The sequence below is a fragment of the Haloplanus aerogenes genome (assembly GCF_003856835.1).
In the GTDB taxonomy this organism is placed as follows: domain Archaea; phylum Halobacteriota; class Halobacteria; order Halobacteriales; family Haloferacaceae; genus Haloplanus; species Haloplanus aerogenes.
In genome coordinates this window covers 1,490,028-1,508,436 of record NZ_CP034145.1, presented here as the reverse complement: position 1 = coordinate 1,508,436, position 18,409 = coordinate 1,490,028, and the positions used below count along the sequence as shown (strand labels likewise).

Annotated in this window: 21 protein-coding genes; 9 read left to right on the top strand and 12 right to left on the bottom strand. The window is 64.7% G+C overall.

Annotated elements, in window-relative coordinates:
* Window positions 1–86: 86 nt before the first annotated feature.
* Window positions 87–701, top strand: a complete 615-nt coding sequence (locus DU502_RS07680) for a class I SAM-dependent methyltransferase (RefSeq protein WP_277872133.1) — start codon at window positions 87–89, stop codon at window positions 699–701.
* 30 nt (window positions 702–731) lie between these two features.
* Here DU502_RS07680 and DU502_RS07675 read toward each other — a convergent pair whose 3' ends face one another.
* Entirely contained in the window at window positions 732–1,721 is a 990-nt protein-coding gene (locus DU502_RS07675) for an acetamidase/formamidase family protein (protein WP_121918805.1), read from the bottom strand.
* Window positions 1,722–2,008: 287 nt separating this feature from the next.
* On the opposite strand from DU502_RS07675, the gene DU502_RS07670 reads away from it, so the two are divergent.
* The 5 genes from DU502_RS07670 to DU502_RS07650 are packed head-to-tail and all read left to right on the top strand — an operon-like array spanning window position 2,009 to window position 7,624.
* Window positions 2,009–3,658, top strand: a complete 1,650-nt coding sequence (locus DU502_RS07670; protein WP_166033653.1) for an ABC transporter substrate-binding protein — start codon at window positions 2,009–2,011, stop codon at window positions 3,656–3,658.
* A 2-nt stretch (window positions 3,659–3,660) separates the two neighbouring features.
* On the top strand, window positions 3,661–4,623 hold the full coding sequence (locus DU502_RS07665; RefSeq protein WP_121918803.1) for an ABC transporter permease: 963 nt from the start codon (window positions 3,661–3,663) through the stop codon (window positions 4,621–4,623).
* A 51-nt stretch (window positions 4,624–4,674) separates the two neighbouring features.
* Complete coding sequence (locus tag DU502_RS07660; protein ID WP_121918802.1) at window positions 4,675–5,586, top strand: ABC transporter permease; 912 nt, start codon at window positions 4,675–4,677, stop codon at window positions 5,584–5,586.
* Entirely contained in the window at window positions 5,583–6,659 is a 1,077-nt protein-coding gene (locus tag DU502_RS07655; protein ID WP_121918801.1) for an ABC transporter ATP-binding protein, read from the top strand. Before DU502_RS07660 ends, DU502_RS07655 begins: the two co-directional genes overlap by 4 nt.
* Window positions 6,656–7,624: an oligopeptide/dipeptide ABC transporter ATP-binding protein gene (locus tag DU502_RS07650; RefSeq protein ID WP_121918800.1), complete on the top strand. Its 969-nt coding sequence runs from the start codon at window positions 6,656–6,658 to the stop codon at window positions 7,622–7,624. Before DU502_RS07655 ends, DU502_RS07650 begins: the two co-directional genes overlap by 4 nt.
* A 4-nt stretch (window positions 7,625–7,628) precedes the next feature.
* Here the strand turns inward: DU502_RS07650 and DU502_RS07645 are convergent, their stop codons facing one another.
* Entirely contained in the window at window positions 7,629–8,009 is a 381-nt protein-coding gene (locus tag DU502_RS07645) for a DUF2237 family protein (RefSeq protein ID WP_121918799.1), read from the bottom strand.
* Between the two features lie 42 nt (window positions 8,010–8,051).
* Window positions 8,052–9,284: a HEAT repeat domain-containing protein gene (locus DU502_RS07640; RefSeq protein WP_121918798.1), complete on the bottom strand. Its 1,233-nt coding sequence runs from the start codon at window positions 9,282–9,284 to the stop codon at window positions 8,052–8,054.
* A 91-nt stretch (window positions 9,285–9,375) separates the two neighbouring features.
* Between DU502_RS07640 and DU502_RS07635 the strand changes: the two genes are divergently transcribed.
* Window positions 9,376–10,314, top strand: a complete 939-nt coding sequence (locus DU502_RS07635; RefSeq protein WP_199722639.1) for a PGF-CTERM sorting domain-containing protein — start codon at window positions 9,376–9,378, stop codon at window positions 10,312–10,314.
* A gap of 39 nt (window positions 10,315–10,353) precedes the next feature.
* The gene (locus DU502_RS07630; RefSeq protein ID WP_121918797.1) at window positions 10,354–10,923 is read left to right on the top strand and encodes a DUF7547 family protein; all 570 of its coding nucleotides are present in this window, start codon (window positions 10,354–10,356) and stop codon (window positions 10,921–10,923) included.
* A gap of 41 nt (window positions 10,924–10,964) precedes the next feature.
* On the opposite strand, the gene DU502_RS07625 is transcribed toward DU502_RS07630, so the two are convergent.
* The 5 genes from DU502_RS07625 to DU502_RS07605 all read right to left on the bottom strand — a co-directional run bounded on the left by DU502_RS07625 (window position 10,965) and on the right by DU502_RS07605 (window position 14,106).
* Complete coding sequence (locus DU502_RS07625; RefSeq protein ID WP_199722638.1) at window positions 10,965–11,207, bottom strand: helix-turn-helix domain-containing protein; 243 nt, start codon at window positions 11,205–11,207, stop codon at window positions 10,965–10,967.
* 166 nt (window positions 11,208–11,373) lie between these two features.
* Window positions 11,374–12,738: a class III poly(R)-hydroxyalkanoic acid synthase subunit PhaC gene (gene phaC / locus DU502_RS07620; RefSeq protein ID WP_121918796.1), complete on the bottom strand. Its 1,365-nt coding sequence runs from the start codon at window positions 12,736–12,738 to the stop codon at window positions 11,374–11,376.
* A complete protein-coding gene (locus tag DU502_RS07615) occupies window positions 12,735–13,277 on the bottom strand; it encodes a poly(R)-hydroxyalkanoic acid synthase subunit PhaE (RefSeq protein WP_121918795.1) in 543 nt (180 codons plus the stop codon). The genes phaC and DU502_RS07615 overlap by 4 nt, the downstream gene beginning before the upstream one ends.
* Before the next feature lie 39 nt (window positions 13,278–13,316).
* Window positions 13,317–13,787, bottom strand: coding sequence for a hypothetical protein (locus tag DU502_RS07610; protein WP_133412381.1), 471 nt, complete (start codon window positions 13,785–13,787; stop codon window positions 13,317–13,319).
* Between the two features lie 4 nt (window positions 13,788–13,791).
* Window positions 13,792–14,106: an AbrB/MazE/SpoVT family DNA-binding domain-containing protein gene (locus tag DU502_RS07605; protein WP_121918793.1), complete on the bottom strand. Its 315-nt coding sequence runs from the start codon at window positions 14,104–14,106 to the stop codon at window positions 13,792–13,794.
* A gap of 152 nt (window positions 14,107–14,258) precedes the next feature.
* Between DU502_RS07605 and DU502_RS07600 the strand changes: the two genes are divergently transcribed.
* Window positions 14,259–14,918 (top strand): MaoC family dehydratase, encoded by a 660-nt coding sequence (locus DU502_RS07600; RefSeq protein ID WP_199722637.1) that lies wholly within the window; start codon window positions 14,259–14,261, stop codon window positions 14,916–14,918.
* A gap of 1 nt (window position 14,919) precedes the next feature.
* Here the strand turns inward: DU502_RS07600 and DU502_RS07595 are convergent, their stop codons facing one another.
* The 4 genes from DU502_RS07595 to DU502_RS07580 are packed head-to-tail and all read right to left on the bottom strand — an operon-like array spanning window position 14,920 to window position 18,352.
* The gene (locus DU502_RS07595) at window positions 14,920–15,405 is read right to left on the bottom strand and encodes a hypothetical protein (RefSeq protein ID WP_121918792.1); all 486 of its coding nucleotides are present in this window, start codon (window positions 15,403–15,405) and stop codon (window positions 14,920–14,922) included.
* 32 nt (window positions 15,406–15,437) lie between these two features.
* Complete coding sequence (locus DU502_RS07590) at window positions 15,438–15,794, bottom strand: OB-fold domain-containing protein (protein ID WP_199722660.1); 357 nt, start codon at window positions 15,792–15,794, stop codon at window positions 15,438–15,440.
* A gap of 2 nt (window positions 15,795–15,796) precedes the next feature.
* Window positions 15,797–16,948 (bottom strand): thiolase family protein, encoded by a 1,152-nt coding sequence (locus tag DU502_RS07585; RefSeq protein WP_121918790.1) that lies wholly within the window; start codon window positions 16,946–16,948, stop codon window positions 15,797–15,799.
* 45 nt (window positions 16,949–16,993) lie between these two features.
* On the bottom strand, window positions 16,994–18,352 hold the full coding sequence (locus tag DU502_RS07580) for a heme o synthase (RefSeq protein WP_121919451.1): 1,359 nt from the start codon (window positions 18,350–18,352) through the stop codon (window positions 16,994–16,996).
* Window positions 18,353–18,409 lie beyond the last annotated feature (57 nt).

Genomic DNA, 18,409 nt, shown 5'->3' with positions numbered 1-18,409 from the left:
CCGACGGGAATGGGTGTGTCGATATCGGCGGAGTCACCCGACTTACAGCTGTCAGTATTAACCCGACGGCGACCCTTCGTCCGTTCGTGACCGACGACCGCGAACGCTGGAACGAGAAGTACAGCACCGACGAGGAGTTCGAGTTACCGGACGACCCAATCCCCGAACTCCGGCGGCGGATCGACACCCTGCCGACGGGCCGGGCACTCGACGTGGCCACGGGCACCGGCCGGAACGCGCGCTTTCTGGCCGGGGAGGGCTACGACGTGGACGCCGTCGACGTGTCCGACGAGGCCATCGACCGGGCCGCACAGGCGGCCGACCGCGAGGGCGTCGACGTGAACTGGATTCGGTCCGACATCGACGACTTCGAGTTCGAACGCGACGCGTACGACGTGATCACGGTGAGTTTCTTCGCCGCGCTGGATCGAATCCCCGACATCACGGCAGCACTGGCACCCGACGGCGTCCTCGTCTACGAGCATCACCTCCGGTCGAGCGACGACATCGACATCGGCCCGTCGAGCGACCGCTACCGCTACCCGTCGAACCACCTGCTCCACGCCTGTCTCGGTCTGACGATCCTCCACTACGAGGAGCGGACGCGACTCGACGACGAGGGGCGGACGCAGGCCGTCGCGACGCTGGTTGGTCGCAACTCCACGGGCGGCGCGCAGTCGTATCCGCAACTGTCCGAATGAGCGTCGGCCGAAGGATTGTCGCCGTCCGAACTACTCGGACACTTGCTCCAGCAGTTCCTTGTCCAGTTTGACGCCGAACGTGAAGTAGCCTGGCTGGACGAACTGGTAGGTCCGGACGGTGACGTTCGGATTGACGCTCATCTGGATGTACGCCTCCCGCTCGCTGAACCCGTGTTCGTCTATCAGTTCGTTCATCATGGCTTCGAAACAGTTGTCGAGGGCGAACCGCGGGTCGCTGGCGTTTCTCGCGGAGTCGACGTGGATGATCGAGTCGTCGTTCTCGATACGGAAGACGCCAGGGACCTCGTGGTCGACGACTTCCACGCGCAGCGTCACCTCGGCTCGCGTCTCGACGGCGAAGCCGGTGTACTCAGAGTCGCTCTGTGATGCGTGGACGTCGCCGACGAACAGTTGGCCGCCGTCGGTGAACGTGCTGAGACAGACGGTACTCCCTTCACAGAGGTCACGGACGTCCATATTACCGCCCCACGGCCCCTGCGTGGTGAGCGGGTCCTGCACCGTTCGTCCCGGTGCCGTCGCAATCGTCCCGATGTGGGGGTTGAGCTCCCACTCCCACTCGCGGCCGTCGAGTTCCAGCCGTGCCGTTCCGTCGGCCGGCGTCCCGCTGGGTCCCGGTTCGAGCGTGACTTCGTGAGCGCGGTTCACCTTGCAGTCTTCCCACCCTTCCTTTCCGGCGAGGTTGCCGGACTCCTCGAGGGTCGTGGTGTACCCCCGTTCTGGCACGATCTCCTCGACGTGGACGGCGAGGGTGTCTCCGGCTTCGACGCCCTCGACGTACACCGGCCCGCTCACGGGATTGGCGTCGAATCCCGGCGGCGGCGTGTTCATCGTCGGCACGTCCGACTCGTCGAACTCGCCCATGCCGTGTTCGAACAACTCCTCTTTGAACGAATCCCAAACTTCTATCTTGAACGATTCTCCCTGCTCGACGTGAAGAGCCGGCTCCATGTCCCTGCCGAATTCGAAGACACCCGACTCTTCTCTAGCCAACGTCTTCATAACAGCCGGAAATTACAACGATTGCACAAAAATTTTTGCCCCGGTATAAAGAAGGGGGCCGAAGGGAGAGGGCGATTCCGCCAACAAATTTAAATATTTGACAGAGGAAAGACTAGTTCTCTCCTATCAATAATTTTCCAACATTCGTCTTTTATGTTCGATCATTTTTAACTAATGTCCGATAAGGCTTCAAGATGGTTGTGTATATCGTGATATCAAATCATGTATGCGAAATTTATCCCCCACCCCAAGCTATATATTTCGACAATTGATGTTGGAATATGACAATGCCTGACAAAGGTCCCGAGGAATCAGCCCAGCGGCGGCGACAAGTTCTGAAAGCGATGTCGGTAGCAGCCGGTACGTCGGTACTGGCCGGTTGTACCGGCGGCGATAGCGGTGGCTCCGAATCCGGAAACGGCGGGTCAGGGGACGGCAAGCATGGCGGGAGCATGACGTTCGCGCTCGGTGGGTCGCCCACGAACCTCTCGTACTGGCAGTCCTACGACACAGTCACCAACAACCTCACGACACAGATTTGGGACAGCCTGCTCGAGTACAGCGAACCGGATATGGAGCTTCAGCCGGCGCTCGCCAAGAGCTGGGAAGCCACGGACGACACGACGTACGTGTACGAACTTCGTGAAGGTGTGACCTTCCACGACGGAAGCGAAATGACCGCAGACGACGTCATCGCGAGCGCGAAGCTCACCCTCCGGGACGAGGCGAAGTCCCCGCTCGCGTGGATGTTCGGCGCCGTCGACAACTTCGAGAAGGTCGACGAGTACACCGTCCGGGTAAACATGGCCGAGCCGGACGCATCCTTCAAATACGTCCCGGCGACGACGGCGTGGTCCGTCGCACCGAAATCCCAAATCGATGAGAAAGGGACGGACCTCGCGCAGGAGCCCGTCGGTGCCGGACCGTTCAAACTCGACCAGTGGAAGAGCGGAAACTACGTGCGAATCACCCGCCACGACGACTACTGGGACGGCGAACTCCCATACCTCGACGAGGCGACGTTCCAAATCGTCCCCAACGGAACCTCGCGTATCACCGGGATGAAAAACGGAAACTACGGCGGGACGAACGACATTCCCATCGACCAGCTGTCGGTCCTCGATCAGATCGACAACGTCGAACTCCACACGGTGACGTCCTTCCAGACGAGCCATCTCGTGTTCAACTGCATGGAGGGGCCGTTCAGCAACACCGACGTGCGACGGGCGGCGAGTTACGCGATCGACACGAAGGCCATCACCGAGAGCACCGTCGGCAAGTACGGCTCCCACGCCTACAGCATGCTCCCGGAAGGGATGATGGGGCACGTCAAGCCCGAGGATCTAGAGTACAACGGCTTCCCGTACGACCCGGAGAAGGCGAAGTCGATGCTCGACGACGCCGGCTTCACCGGGAGTCCTCGGTTCGAGACGACGCTGATGACGCCGAAGGACACGGTGCGCCAGAAGCCAGCCATCGCCATCCAGCAGTACCTCAGCGAAGTCGGTATCAAAGTGAACGTCAAGAAGGTGTCGCAGTCGACGTACGTCGACACCATCTGGGGCGAGGAGGACTTCAGCAAACGGCCCGGACTGCAGATGACGCTGTGGGCTTCCGACTTCCCCTCGCCGGACGCGATCATCCGACCGCTGTTCGACTCCGAACAGCTCCCACCGAGCAACAACTGGTTCGGCTACCAGAACGAGAAGGTGGACCAACTCCTCCAGCAGTTCAAGACGACACTCGACACCGAGCAGCGCGCCCAGTACGCCAAGCAGGTCAACCAAATCGTCGTCGACGAAGCCCCCGGCGTCTGGATCTTCCACCCGGACACCACGAAGGCGTTCAACACGAAGTTCGAGGGTTACGCGGGCCAGATTCCGGCGTTCGTCACGTACTTCAGCACGTTCCTGCGTGACATGTATATCGCGGACTGACAATGGTATCGGGACAAACGGTTGGATACCTGCTCAAACGCCTCGGGTTCGGCGTGTTCATCGTCTGGGCGGTAACGTTCCTCGTCTTCGCCCTGTTGCAACTCGCCCCGGGGTCGCCGGCCGACATACTGCTGTCCGGCGGCGTCGTCACCGAGGAGATGCGTCGCACGGTTATCGAGCAGTACAACCTCAACGAACCGTGGTACGTGCAGTACGGACTGTGGCTGAAAGACATCCTTACCGGTGATCTGGGCTACTCGTTCGCCCAGCAGCGCCCCGTGGCGACGCTCATCGCCGACCGCTGGGCGATCACGGCACAGATCGTCGGGCTGAGTATGGTGCTGGCGACGATCCTGTCCATCCCGACGGGCATCCTCGCGGGCTACAAACACGGCTCGAAGCTGGACCTGGTGCTGACCGTCGGCGCCATCGTCGGCGTCAGCGTCCCGGTGTTCGTCAGCGGCGTGCTGGCGATTCTCGTCTTCTCGTTCCACCTGAACGTGTTGCCCTCCGGCGGCGCCGGAACCGGTGTCGTCGGGCGGCTCAGTCACATCTTCGTTCCCTCGCTCCTGCTCGGAGCGATGATCGGCGCGCTCATGTTCCGGATGATGCGCGCAGGAATGCGGGACGTACTGGAGAAAGATTACATGGAAACCTGTACCGCGATGGGGCTGCCGAAGCGGAAAATCGTCATCAAACACGCGGCAATCAACGCTCTCGCACCCGTCCTGACGGTGTCGGGGCTGTGGATCGGCTTCCTCATCGTCTACTCGATGGTGGTCGAGTACGTGTTCGGAATGGGCGGACTCGGCCGCTTGATTATTCACGCCGTCGAAGCACAGGACGCCCCCGTCGTGTTGGCGGGGACCATAATCACGGCGGTGGTGTTCGTCGTCTCGAACATCGTCGTCGACGTACTATACACCAAGATCGACCCACGGGTCGTCATCGGAGGGCAGAACTGACATGAGCCACTGGAGCACCACAGTCGACTCGCAGTTCACGGAGGCTGGACGATGAGTCAGGAATCGGCGGACTTCTCGGCGTCCAGAAAGACCGGACGCTCGCGTGTCCTCGCCGGCGCCGCCAGAGGCTGGCGTATCATCCGGTCGAACCACCTGGCCACCGCAGGCTTCCTGATAGTCCTCGGGCTCGTGTTCGTGGCCATCTTCGCCCCGTTCCTCGCGCCGTACGATCCGAGCGCACAGGACCTCGACAGCACTCTCGCACCCCCCAGCGCAGACCACCCGCTGGGAACGGACAACACCGGGCGGGACATCCTCTCTCGAATCATCTTCGGGACGCGGTACGCCCTCGCCATCGCGCTGGTGGTCGTCACCCTCGAAACGCTCATCGGGGTGAGTCTCGGCCTCATCGCCGGCTACTACAAGGGTCGGGTCGACGAGACGGTGATGCGCGGACTCGACGTGCTGGTGTCGATCCCACCGCTCCTGCTAGCGATGGTCATCGTCACCACGTTCGGCATCAACATCTGGAACGCGATGCTGGCCATCGGCATCGTCTACATCCCGATGATGTCGCGGACGGTCCGGTCGTCCGCGCTGTCGATTCGGGAAGAGACCTACGTGCAGGCCGCCGAGGGCCTCGGCTACGACAGCAAGCGCGTCATGCTGAAGCACATCCTCCCGAATGCCGTCCCGCCAATTGTCGTCCTCGGGACGACTGACGTGGCGTACGCGCTCATCGACGTGGCGACGCTGAGTTTCCTCGGCCTCGGCATCCAGCCACCGAAACCGTCGTGGGGAGCGATGGCCAACGCCGCACAGGAGTACATCCTCGTAACGCCGTGGCCAATCGTCTTCCCGACTATCGCCATTGCCATCGCCGTGTTGGGGTTCAATCTCCTCGGTATGGGGCTGCGTGAAGTTCTCCTCTACGGCGGGGACTACGACGAGGTGGTCGAATGACGCCGCCGCTCCTCGAAGTCGACGGCCTCAGTACGCACTTCAAGACCGCCGAAGGGGCGGTCAAAGCCGTCGACGACAACTCGTTGACGCTCCACGAGGGCGAAGTCCTCGGCATCGTCGGCGAGTCGGGATCCGGCAAATCGACGCTCCTGCGCTCGGTGATGGGACTCGTCGAGGACCCCGGCGAAATCGTTGCTGGCAGCATCGAGTACCGCGGCCGTGACCTGACGACGATGTCGGACGCCGAACTCCGCGAACTACGCGGAAACGACATCAGCTTCATCTTTCAGGAGCCGACCGCGCACCTGAATCCGGCCTACACCGTCGGCGACCAGATTACCGACGTGTTGCAAGCACACACCGATCTCGACAGCGACGAGCGCTGGGAACGGGTGTACGACCTGCTGGGTCGTCTCGGAATCCCGTCGCCCGAGGAACGCGCGGAGTCGTACCCCCACGAGTTCAGCGGCGGGATGGCTCAGCGCGTCTGCATCGCGATGGCGCTGGCCTGCGAACCCGAACTCGTCCTCGCGGACGAACCCACGTCGGCGCTCGACGTGACCATCCAAGCCCAGATCATCGACCTGCTGACGGAACTGCAGTCCGACCTCGGCCTGTCGATGCTGTGGGTGACACACGACATGGGTGTCGTGGCCGAAACCTGCGACACCATGGGCGTCATGTACGCGGGCAACATCGTCGAGTACGGCACCGTCGAATCCGTCTTCGCCGACCCGAAACATCCGTACACGGAGGCGTTGCTTCGCACCGTCCCCAGCCATCTGGACACCGCACCCCGGTTCGACACCATCGAGGGGTCGCCGCCGGACCTGCAGAACCTGCCGAGCGGTTGCGTCTTTCAGGAGCGGTGTCCGGACGCTATGGAGGTCTGCCGAAACGAGCGGCCGCCGTACTACGAGGTGGGCGACGAAGACGGATGGGTGTCGAAATGCTTCCTCCACGAGGGGAATCCGACCCGCTCGGCATCGCCAAGCGCGCCCGAACCGAGCGCACCCCTCGCCGATTCGCAGACTGACGGCGGTCAGCCGACCGACCGGGAGGGCGACCGATGACCCTGCTGGACGTTGACGGGCTGGAGAAGCACTTTACCGTCGATTCCGGCTTCCTGAGCGGGCTGCTCGGCGAGACGCGGAAACTGAAAGCCGTCGATGGCATCGACTTCAGCGTCGACGAGGGGGAAGCGTTCACCCTCGTCGGCGAGTCGGGGTGTGGCAAGAGTACCGCGGTCCTCTCGGCTCTCCGACACCAGCATCCCACTGCGGGGAAGGTCCGGTTCAAGGGCCAAGAAATCGAGATGTACTCGAAGCGGGAGCTCCGTAGCGAGGCACAGCTTATCTACCAAGACCAGCAGGACACGCTCAACCCCAAGATGTCCGTCGGTGAGGCTATCGCGGAGGCGATTCGGTTCCACGACATCGTCCCCGACAGCGAGGTGGACGCACGCGTCGACGAACTGCTCGACCGTGTCGGTATCTCGCCCGGCGATAAGTATCAGGAGCCGTCGGCCTTCAGCGGCGGGCAGAAACAGCGCATCGCCATCGCGCGGGCGTTGGCCGTCGAGCCGTCGCTCCTCGTGGCCGACGAACCGGTGTCCGGACTCGACGTCTCCGTACAGGCGCAGATTCTGAACCGCCTGATGGACCTGCAGGAGGAGTTCGGTCTCGGTCTCATCTACGTCACCCATAACCTCGGCATCGCCCGCAAGATCAGCGACACCATCGGGGTGATGTATCTCGGACGCATCGTCGAATACGGCGACGTAGACGACATCTTCGAGAACCCACAGCATCCCTACACGCAGGCGTTACTGTCGGCGAATCCGATTCCCGACCCGTCCGTCGACCGGGACCGCATGGTGCTCGAAGGGAGCATGCCCGACCCGATAGACGTCGACGAGACGGGCTGTCCGTTCGCACCGCGATGTCCGGACGCGACGGCGGAGTGTGAGACGGCGGACATGGGACTCGAACCCTTCGAGGGCGACGAGACTCACTTGGTGGACTGCATCCACCGGTAGGCCGTCACCCCTCTTCGTATTCGTGATCTAAAAGTGTCGAGAAGGGAATCGCCTCCAGTACCGCCTCGCTCGTCGCTTCGAGGACGACGGGCGGGGCGGCACCTTCCTCCTCAGCCTCCACCCACCGACCGAGACAGACACACCACCGGTCGCCGGGATCGAGACCGGGGAAGTTTAGCTGGGGACGGGGCGTGATCAGGTCGTTTCCCCGTGCCTTCGAGAATTCGAGGAACTCCTCGGTCATCACGGCACAGACCTCGTGACGGCCGCGGTCGGATTCGAGGTGGCGACAGCAGCCGTCCCGAAGGTAACCGGTCTCGGGGTCGGTGCTACACGGTTCGAGGTCGGTGCCGAGGGCGTTCTGTTCGGTCGAATCGCTGGACATACACGGAGAACGGGAGTGACTGGGGAGAACGTTGGGGTCGAGTTACGCCGGCTGCTCGACCGACAGCGACTCGGACGCCTGCTCGGCCTCGTGCTGGACGAGATAAGCGCGGTCGTCGACGAAGTCGGCGGCCGCTTCGAGCGCGCGCTCGGTGCCGATCTGTCGGAGCGCCCACGCGGCCGCGGCGCGCGTCTCGTCGTGATCGTCGTCGGCCAGCGTGTCGGCGAGGGGCTCGATGGCTCGCGTGTCACCGATGAGGCCGAGGGCGCGAGCGGCATACGGGCGGATCTGCTCGTTCTCGGCGACGAGTTTGTTCGCGAGCGGTCCGGTGGCCTCCTCGCTCCCTATTTCGCCGAGTGCCTTGAACGTCACCTTCTGGAGCCCGGGGTCGGAGTCGGCGTCGACGTACTCGATCAGCGTCTCGACCGCGTCCTCGGCGGCCATCTTCCCCAGCGCCTTGATGCCGGGCTTGTCGCGCTTGCCCGCGCGCTGGTGCATGGCGTCGAACGCCCCCTCGTCGTTCATCCGGGTGAGGGCTTCGAGGCAGTGGCGCTCCATGAAGTCGGACTGGAAGCTATCGAGCGCGAGCAACACCATCTCGACGTTGCCGCGCTGTTCCCACTCCTTGAGCGCGGCCCACTCGGGCGGGTAGTCCTTGTAGTGGCCGAGCACGTCGTAGTAGCCCTGTGCGCGGAGTTGTTCGTGAGTTTCGAGGTCGTCCCACTCCTCGGCGTCCGCCAGACCGCTTTCGAGGTCGTCGGTCGCCTCCAGCAGAGCGGCGATGGTTTCGGCGTCGGCGTCGGCGTCGAGGTTCGCGTCCGCGACGGCCTCCGCGGCGGCGTCGAGGGCGTCGGCGTCGTCGCCCGACAGATCGGTATCGAGCGTCTCGTTCACGTCCGCGACGAAGGATTCGACGGCGGCGGCGGCCTCGTCCTCACCGTCTTCGGTCCACCGGGTGTCGGTGAGCGTCGCTTTCGCGTCCTCGATGTCGTCGATCACGTCCGAGGCGTAGGGGCCGCGGGCGGCTTCCAGATCCTCGCGGAGAGAGTCGAGGCGGTCCTCGAGTTCCGCGGCGGGATCCTCCGCGTCCTCGTCGTCTTCGTCGGGGGCCGGGAGGTCGGCGGCTTCGAGATCCTCGGCAATCCCGTCGAGTTGCTCCTCGACCGCGTCGAGGTCGTCTTCGGTCTCGGCGGCGTCGAGCGCCTCGGCCGCGTCGTCGAGGCGGGTGCCGAGGGTCTCGGCCGGTAGGTCGGTCTCGTCGTCCCCGTCGGTCATACGCGCACACTCGGTGTGACTGTCAAAAGAGCGTTTCCATTACGAGCCGTCCCCGACAACATCAATTATCGGGGAAGCGTACGACCGTGCGATGACCGCCACCCTCCACCGACTACTCGTGGTCCTCGCTGTCGCCCTCGCCGTCGTCGCCGCCGCGACGGGCGCGAGCGTCGCCGTCGACGAACCCCGCGATGCTCCCTCGAACACCAGCCCGCCGGTCCGCGTCTACGCCAGCGAATCGCTCGACATCTCGAACGTCGGACTCACCGGCGGCGGGACCATCGGCACCGAGCAGACGACGTTCGTCTCGGTCGCCGGCGACGAGGTGTTCACCGTCGACCCCGAGAACGCCGACTTCGACGGCGTGGCACCCGGTTCGTACGATGCCGACAGCGACGACGACGACGAGGCGGAACTGGTCGTCGTCCAGCCACGGATCACCGACTTCGAGGTCCGCAACGAACGCGGCGTCGACATCGCGGGCGACACCGTCGAAGGGAACGACTTCGAGGAGGTGACGATCACGGCGGAGTACAACTTCGCCGAGGCCGACCGCCTCGACGTGACCCTCGAGAACCCGGACGGCGTCGACCTCGCCGGCAATAGCCGGATCACCGAGAGCGGCGGGAGCGTCACCGTCGACACGAGCGGTGCGGACCCCGGCACCTACCGAATCGTCGTCGAGGGGAGCGACATCGAGGACGGCCGAGCGACGACGACGGTGACCGTGGCCGGCGGGGCGGCGGAACCGACGGCGACACCGACGCCAGAACCGACGCCCACGCCGACAGCCACGTCAACGCCGACTGCGAGACCCACGCCGACGGCGACACCCACGCCGACACCGACGGCGACACCCACGCCGACACCGACGGCGACCCCAACGGAGTCGCCGACGCCCCACCCGCCCGACACGCCCGAACCGACCGCGACGCCGACGCCCACTGAGGGCGGCGGCGCCGGCTTCGGACCGCTCGTCGCGCTGCTCGCGTTGCTGGCCCTCACGGCCGTCGCTCGATGGCGCGACTGACGGCAACGATATATCCGGGTCCGGCCCCAACTGTCGGCCATGTCGAGTCGAGACGACGAGGAACTGGCGGTCCTACTGGCCGACCTGGAGGAGACGCTGACGGAGCTACAGTCGGCTATCGAGGACGACGTCCGGCCGCGGCGCCGCCCGCCCACGCCCGGCGAGATCCTCCGATTTACCGAAGAGTACACCCTCCCGACGGTCATCGCGCTCCTCGAAGCGACGGTACAGTCGCTGGAACTGCTCCGGGCGGTGCTCCGCCTCGCCGGGCCGCGACCGACGGAGGACCGCCTCCGGGAGCGGCTGACCTCACGGAGCGCCCCCGAGACGGCGGCCCTCCGCGACGCGCTGACGGATCTGCGCGATGCGTTGACCGGCGCAGACCTCCCCAAGGACTCGGCTGCCGGCTCGATTCTGTCCGACGCGCGCGAGTTGACCGACGAAATCGACGACCGTCTCGACGAGGCGTCGGCCGATCGGGGGCGAGCCGAGCGGACGGACACGAGTGGTGTCGCGATCGAGGTCGAGGAGGAAGATGCCGTCGACGTGGACGCGGAACTGACATCACTCAAGGAGTCGATGGAAGAGGAAGACGAGTCGGCAGAGTAGGCTGCAGATAGAGGGAGGGGAGATTACCGAGTGCGCCGGGCTTACGACGCCGCCGCGGCGACGTACTCGTCGTCGACGCGCTCGATCAGGCCCCGCTTGGACAGCGTATCGAGGACGGGGAACAGCGAGATTTTCTTGATATCCAGCGACGCCTGCAGGTCGTCGACCGTCGCGCCGTCCGAAACGGCGACGAACAAGTAAACGAGCTTCGAGTCGGCGGCGGTTAGGTCGTCGGGCAGGTCGAATCGGTCCGTGGCGCTGTTGATCATCTGTGTCGCGTTCATGGTTCAATCAGAATGTCTACTTGCTAAGTAATAAACTCTCCCAATATATTACCCATATTCTGAAAACCCCTAGTATGAAATAATATACCAATATACATTTCACAATTGTAAATGTGCGGGTTGGTGGCACGACTGTCGAAGAGATCCGAAAAAGTGCTCGCGGCAGTTACGCGTTCGCTGCGCGGGCCCAGCGGCGGATGCGACTCTCGTCGATATCCGTCTCGGCCGCGACGACAGCCGGTTCGGCCTCGGCGAGGTCCTCGACGGAGAGGATGCCGGCGGCTTCGAGTCGCGACGCGTACGCGGGGCCGATGCCGTCGAGTTCCTGCAGGTCGGTGCCCGCCACATCCGCCTCGGTCGTCTCGACATCCTCGACGACGGCGGCGTCCGGGCCGTCCTCGCTCTCGTCCTCGGGGTCCTCGACAGGCACCTCGACGGCCTCACTGTTCGACCGTTCGGCGAACCACTCGGCCACCGCAGGCCAAAGGTTCTCGTGGGTCGAGCGCGACACCGAGAGGCCGATGTGGCCCGTCGAGTACTCCATGATCTCGGTGTCGTCGCTGGCGACGACCTCGTTGAACGGCTTGCTCGCCTCCGGCGGAATGAGGTGGTCGTACTCGCCGATCACCTGAATCACCGGCATCGTGATGTTGTCGAGGTCGACCCGTTCACCGTTCAGTTCGAGTTCGCCCCGGTAGAGCTTGTTCTCCTGGTAGACGTCCTCCAGGAACTGCCGATAGGCGGTGCCGGCGACGTCGATGGGGTCGTTGAGCCACCGCTCCATCCGCGCGAAGTTCTCCACGAAGTCCTCGTCGTCGATGTTGTCGTAGAGGTTGCCGTACTTCGTGACGTAGTTGTGGACGGGATCCATCAGCGCGAAGCCCACGTCGAGGAACTCGGCGGGGACGTTGCCGAACGTCTCGGTGATGGCACCGGGGCTGAAGAACTCCTCGTCGCCCCACATCTCGAGGATGCCGCCGGTGCCGTCGAAACAGAGACCGGCGGCCATCAGCCCGAGGTTACGGACCTTCTCGGGGTGGAGCGCGGCGTACATGACGCTCATCGTCCCACCCATGCAGTAGCCCATGATGTTGATCGAGTCCTGGCCGGAGCGCTCCCGGACCACGTCGACGCAGTTGTCGATGTAGCGGTTGACGTAGTCGTGGAGCGACAGGGCGGTGTCGAGGTCGGACGGTTCGCCCCAGTCGATCATGTACACGTCGAAGCCGGCTTCGAGCATCCGGCGGATGACGCTCCGATCCGACTGGAGGTCGAGGATGTACGGCCGGTTGATGAGCGCGTAGACGAACAGAATGGGCACGTCGTGGCGCTCCTCTTCCGGCACCAGCGGCTCGTAGTGGTGGAGTTCGAGTTTGTTCTCCTCGTAGACCACCTCACTCGGCGTCTGGCCGACCTCCACCTCGGACATCGTCTCTAGCCCGTCGGGGATGGCACCGACGGAGGCCGCGTCGTCGGCCGCACGCTCCCAGAGGTTGCGCTGGGCGTCCAGCGGGAAGGTGAAGGGGTTCATAGCTCTTCGATGATCCGGTCGAGCTTCTGCTCGATGGAGTGCTGGCGGCGTTCGAGTTCGACGAGCCGTTCACCAACCTCGCGCACGTCGCCGACGGTGGCGAAGTTGAGCGCGTGGAGGGTCTCTTCGGACGCCTCGTCGATGTTCTGTCGCATGTCCATCGCATCCTCGACGGTCTGGCCCGTCGCGGCCGCGAACGCGGTGGTGGTCATCATCTCCTTGAACGCCTCGTTGGCCGAGGAGAGCCAGATGTCGCGGAACTCCTCGGGCTCGACGTCCTCGCCCTGGAACGCGCTTCCCATGCGCTCGAAGGAGGTCTCGGCGGCGTCCATCCACGCCTCGTAGGCGCGCATCGATCCCTCGTATCCCTCCTGAATGCGCTCCTCGGAGAGGTTGTCCTCCATCGAGTCCATCCAGGATTCGAGGAACGCCGACTGCGCGTCGAGGTTCCGGTCGAGGGCGTTCATATACGTCTCTGTCATGCGTTCCAGGAACGCGTCCATCTGTCCGTCGAACGTACCGCTGGCGTCGTTGGTCATCGTATACAAATAGGGGGGTTGGGGGTGAAAACGCTCCGGTTAGGCCGACTCCGCCAGTTCCTCGGCGGAGGCGACGGCCTCTTCGGTCGTCTCGGCGGCGTCGGACTGGAGCTCTTCGAGCGCGTCGAAGCTCTCGGCCAGCAGTTCGAGCTGCATCTCGGTCAGCTCGTCGTAGGTCGCTTCGGCCTCGTCGAGACCCTCGAGGAAGGACTGCCACGCGTCCTCGTGAATCTCGTCGACGGCCTCGAACTGCTCGTCGACTGCGGCTTCGAGTTCCGCGACGGCTTCCTCGGGGAAGACGGACTTGAGGCCGTCGAGGTAGGCCTCGATTGCCGTTTTCGAGAGCGTGACGCCGCTCTTCTGGACGGTCTTGGCCGACTCGAAGGAACCGAACCACGTCTCGACGGCGGCACGCTGGGCGTCGATACTGGTCTCCGCGGCGCGGCGGCTCTGGTCGATCATCGTACGCTGCATCTCGAACGCTGAACTGAAGGGGTTGGAAACACTCATTGGTTTACTCCGAATTTCGTTTGACGGGGATGACGATTGTCTGGACGATGTCGCCGTCCTCGATGCCGAGCGTCTCGCGCTCGGCATCGGGAATACTGATGCGGCCCCCGCTCTGCACGCGGGTCTTGAACATCGCCGTGCCCATGCTCATCGCGCCGAGTTGCGAGAACCCGTCGAATCCGCTCCCGGCGCCTCCCGACATAAACTGTTTGAACAGCTTCATCTGCTGTTCGACGGCGTCTTCGCTCGCGTTCTGAAACTGCTGGGCGAAGGGCATCGGCGGCCACATCGGCGATCCATCGTCCTCGTCTTGCGTCATCCTTGTTCCTACGAAGGGCGGCCAGAGGCATAAGCTTTACTTTTGTTACCATCCTATACCACTCAAAGACATTCAGTGGTTGCGCTGGGTTGTGCCCGGCGGCGAAAGCGACCAGTCTTTAACCAACCAGCCCCAAGGAACCCTAACCAACAATGCAGGACCGAACTACCACGCCGATGAGCGGGGTCGCGGACACGTGGCTCCAGTCGCAGAAACACTTCTCGAACAGCGTCGGGCACTTCTACAACAGTGTGATGGCGGCCAACCGGGCGATGTTCCCGGCGCTTTCCGACAGTGACGACGCGGACGCCGACGCGGACGACCGACAGCCGGCAGTAGCACCGGAACTCACCTACTCCAAGGCGGAGTGGACGTTCGAACATACGGACGAGGGCGACGGCGTGGTCAGCGTCGGCGACCGCATCCGCTTCTCGAAGCGACTCACCGAGGAGGAGATTCAGGTCTTCGCGGATGCCAGCGGTGACACCAACCGCCTCCACCTCGACGCCGACTTCGCCGAGGAGACCCGGTTCGGCCGGCAGATCGTCCACGGCACGCTCGTCTCCGGCGTCATCAGCGCCGCCCTCGCCCGCCTCCCCGGGCTGACCATCTACCTCTCGCAGGACCTCCAGTTCCTCGGCCCCGTCGACATCGGCGAGAAAGTCACCGCCATCTGCGAGGTCGTCGAGGACCTCGGCGACGGCCGCTACCGCCTGACGACCGTCGTCGAGGACGAGGACGGCGAGACCGTCATCGACGGCGAAGCCATCGTCCTCATCGACGAGGTGCCGGAAGACGCGCTCGACGACTAGATCACTCGACCGCGATCCCAGCGTCCCGAAACGCCGCTTTCGCGCGCCGGAACTCCGCCTCCCCGTACGAGAGCCACAGCGACGGCATCATCACGTACCGACGTTTCGTCTCTCCGCCCGCCTCGTACGTGACGACGAACCGCGGGCGGGTGAGCCCTTCCGTCCCCTGCTTCGCCGTCACGTGACTGATCGCGTCGAGCGGAATCTCCTCGGTCGCCGTGAACCCGCGCACGTAGTTGCTCAGGCGGCCGACCGCAACGAGGGCGACGACGACGCCAGCCATCAACAGAAGCCGTCGAACGCCGCCGGTCACCAGCGCCTCGACGACGATGACGACGACGCCGAAGACGGTCCCAGCCATCAACAACGCGGGAAGTCGCTCACCCTCGCGGTAGCGGCGCCACTGTCTGCGCAGACTCGACTCCAGACGGAGTCGGTCGCCATCGAGATGACAGCGACCGCGTTTGGTGCGAAACGTGGAGAGCATCGTCGGGACCACATCCCCGACGATCAAAAACGTCAGACCGGTTCGAAGCGGTAGCCGTCCCACTCCTGACTCTCGGGTTCGCGGATGCCCGCCCCGGGTTCCCGGAGCTCCTCGACGTACACCGGCCGCACCTCGTCGCCGATGTCGACCTCTGCACCGGTCACGACGCCGCCGATGGCGCGGACGGGTTCGCCGTCCACGTCGAACTCGACGATGGCCAGCGTGTTGGGTTCGCGGACGCCCGGCGGCGCCGCCGTACTCGTCGTCCACGTGATCACCTCGGCGGTGTACTCGCTGAGGTCGACCGTGTCGACCGGTTCCTCGCCGCCCGGACCGATAGGGTGGCCGGGGTACGTGATACTCCCGTCGGGGTAGCGGTATGCTTCCATCATCAGTTTGCCTCCATGAGAGTGGTGATGACGCAGTTGCCGAAGCCGCCGACGTTACAGGCCAGGCCGGTGTCGGCGTCGACCTGTCGCTTGCCGGCGTCACCCATCAGCTGTTCGTAGATTTCGTACACCTGTGCGACGCCGCTGGCACCCAGCGGGTGGCCCTTCGACTTCAGGCCGCCGGAGGGGTTGATCGGCAGGTCGCCGCCGCGTTCCGTGCGACCCTCCTCGACTGCCTTCCAGCCCTCGCCTTTCTCGAAGAAGCCCAGATCCTCGCTCTGGAGGAACTCCAGAATGGTAAACATGTCGTGGAGTTCGGCCACGTCGATGTCCTCCGGCCCCATGTCGGCCATGTCGTAGGCGATGCGACTCGACTCGACGACGCCGCGCATCGTCGTCGGATCCGCACGCTCGTGGACGACGTGGGTGTCCGTCGCGCCGCCGACGCCCGGCACGAGGACGTAGTCGTCGGTGTACTCTTTCGCGACGGACTCGGGGCAGAACATGAGTGCCGCACTCCCGTCCGTGATCGGACAGAAGTCGTAGAGGCGGAGCGGGTCGGCCACGATGGGCGAGTTCAGCACGGTGTCGAGGTCAACCTCCTTCTGGAACTGCGCGTGCGGGTTGTCGACGCCGTGGCGGTGGTTCTTCACTGCCACCTTGCCCAGACTCTCGCGGGGGGCGTCGTAGGTGTCCAGATACAGGCGTGCGGTCAGCCCCGCGAAACTCGGGAGCGTCACGCCGTGTTTGTACTCGACGGGATGGGTGATGGAGGCGATGACGTCCGTCGCCTCCGCCGTCGTTCGGTGGGTCATCTTCTCCGCACCCACGAGAAGCGTCATGTCGCTGGCGCCGCTGGCGACCGACTGCCACGCGTGTTTGACGCCCGCGCCACCGCTCGAACTCGTCTGGTCGATGCGGGCGGTGTACGCCGGCATCGCCGCGAGGTCGTGTGCGAGGGCGTTCATGATCCCCGTCTGCCCCTCGAACTCCCCACTCGCCATGTTCGAGACGTAGAGGTGGTCGACCGCGTCCGGCGGGACGCCGGCGTCGTCCAGACACGCCGTCCCGGCTTCCGAGAGGAGGTCAAGCACCCATCCGTCCCGCTGTCCGAACTGGGTCATCGACGCGCCGATGATCGCTACGTTCTCCATACACGTTGCCCGTAAGCCACTGGCTTACCGTTTACCCTTGGATCATCAGATCGCCAACGTGTCGACGACCACCGCGAGGAGGAGTGCCCCGAGGTAGGCGTTCGAGGCGTGGAAGGCGCGGAAGGCAGCGGCTTCGGTCTTGTCCACGTGGAGACGGACGACCGCCCACAGGAACGCCGCGCCGAGGACGACGGTCGCCCCGACGTAGAGCCAGCCGAGGTCGCTCCACGTCGCCAGCACGCCCGCACCGACGAACGTCGCGCCGAGCCACCAGAGGATATGCTTGCGGGTCTCCGTCTCGCCGCGCACGACGGGCATCATCGGGAAGCCGCCACGAGCGTAGTCGTCCTTGTACGCGAGCGCGAGATTGTAGAAGTGCGCGGGCGTCCAGAGGAAGATGACGGCCGCGAGGACGAGACCTCCGAGGCCGACTTCCCCGGTCACGGCCGCCCAGCCGATCAGCGCCGGGAGCGCGCCCGCCGCGCCGCCGATCACCGTGTTCTGGACCGTGTTCGGCTTCAACACGAGCGTGTAGATCACGCTGTAGAAGACGATGGCAACGAGACCGAGGACGGCGACCAGCCAGTTGACGGCGGCGAAGGCCGCGAGCGACGCCAGCGTCAGCAGGCCGCCGAACGCGAGGGCGTTACGCACTGACACCACGTCCGTCGCGAGCGGACGGTCGCTGGTGCGGTTCATCCGGCGATCCACGTCGCGCTCGAGGACGTGGTTGAAGGTGCCGCTGGCGCCGATGGAGAGGACGCCGCCGAGCAAGGTGAGGACGACCGTCCGGGCATCGAGCGCGGACCCCGCGGCCAGTCCCATGCCCGCGGAGGCGACGAGACAGAGCAACCACATCAGCCGCGGTTTCGTGAGTCGCGCGTACGCGCCGGCGACGACGCGGAACCGGGCGATCGGGTCGTCGGGGAGCGAGGGGCGCTCCGCTGGTTCGTTGGGCGCTTCGGGTGGTTCGAGTGCGTCGGGGTCCGTGACTGGACCGTCCGACGGATCGCCAGTCTTCTCCTCCAGTGTCCACGCGAGCGCCGCGACGAGGCCGCCGAAGATGACCATGCCCACGAGCAGGTGGGCGGCGGGCAGGAGGCCGGCCGCGCCGGTCGTAGCGACGAACGCACCGAGGGCAGCCTGGGCGGGATAACAGACGGCTGAGACGCCGAGGGCGACGCGGACGCGACGGCGGGTGTCGGACTGCCACGCGGCGACGCCGGCCGCGAGGACGAGGAGACCGACGACGACGGCCGCGATCCGGTGCCCGATGACGAGCGCACCGGCGGCGGTGCTCGGCAGCGTCAACCCGTCGCCACAGGCCGGCCACGCCGCGCACGTCTCGACCGCGTCGGTCACGGCGATGGTCGTCCCGACGAGCAAGAGCAGATAGACGCCCATCGCGCTCGCCGCGAGGAGGCCCGGGAAGCGGTCGGTTACGTCTCGCACGAATCGATC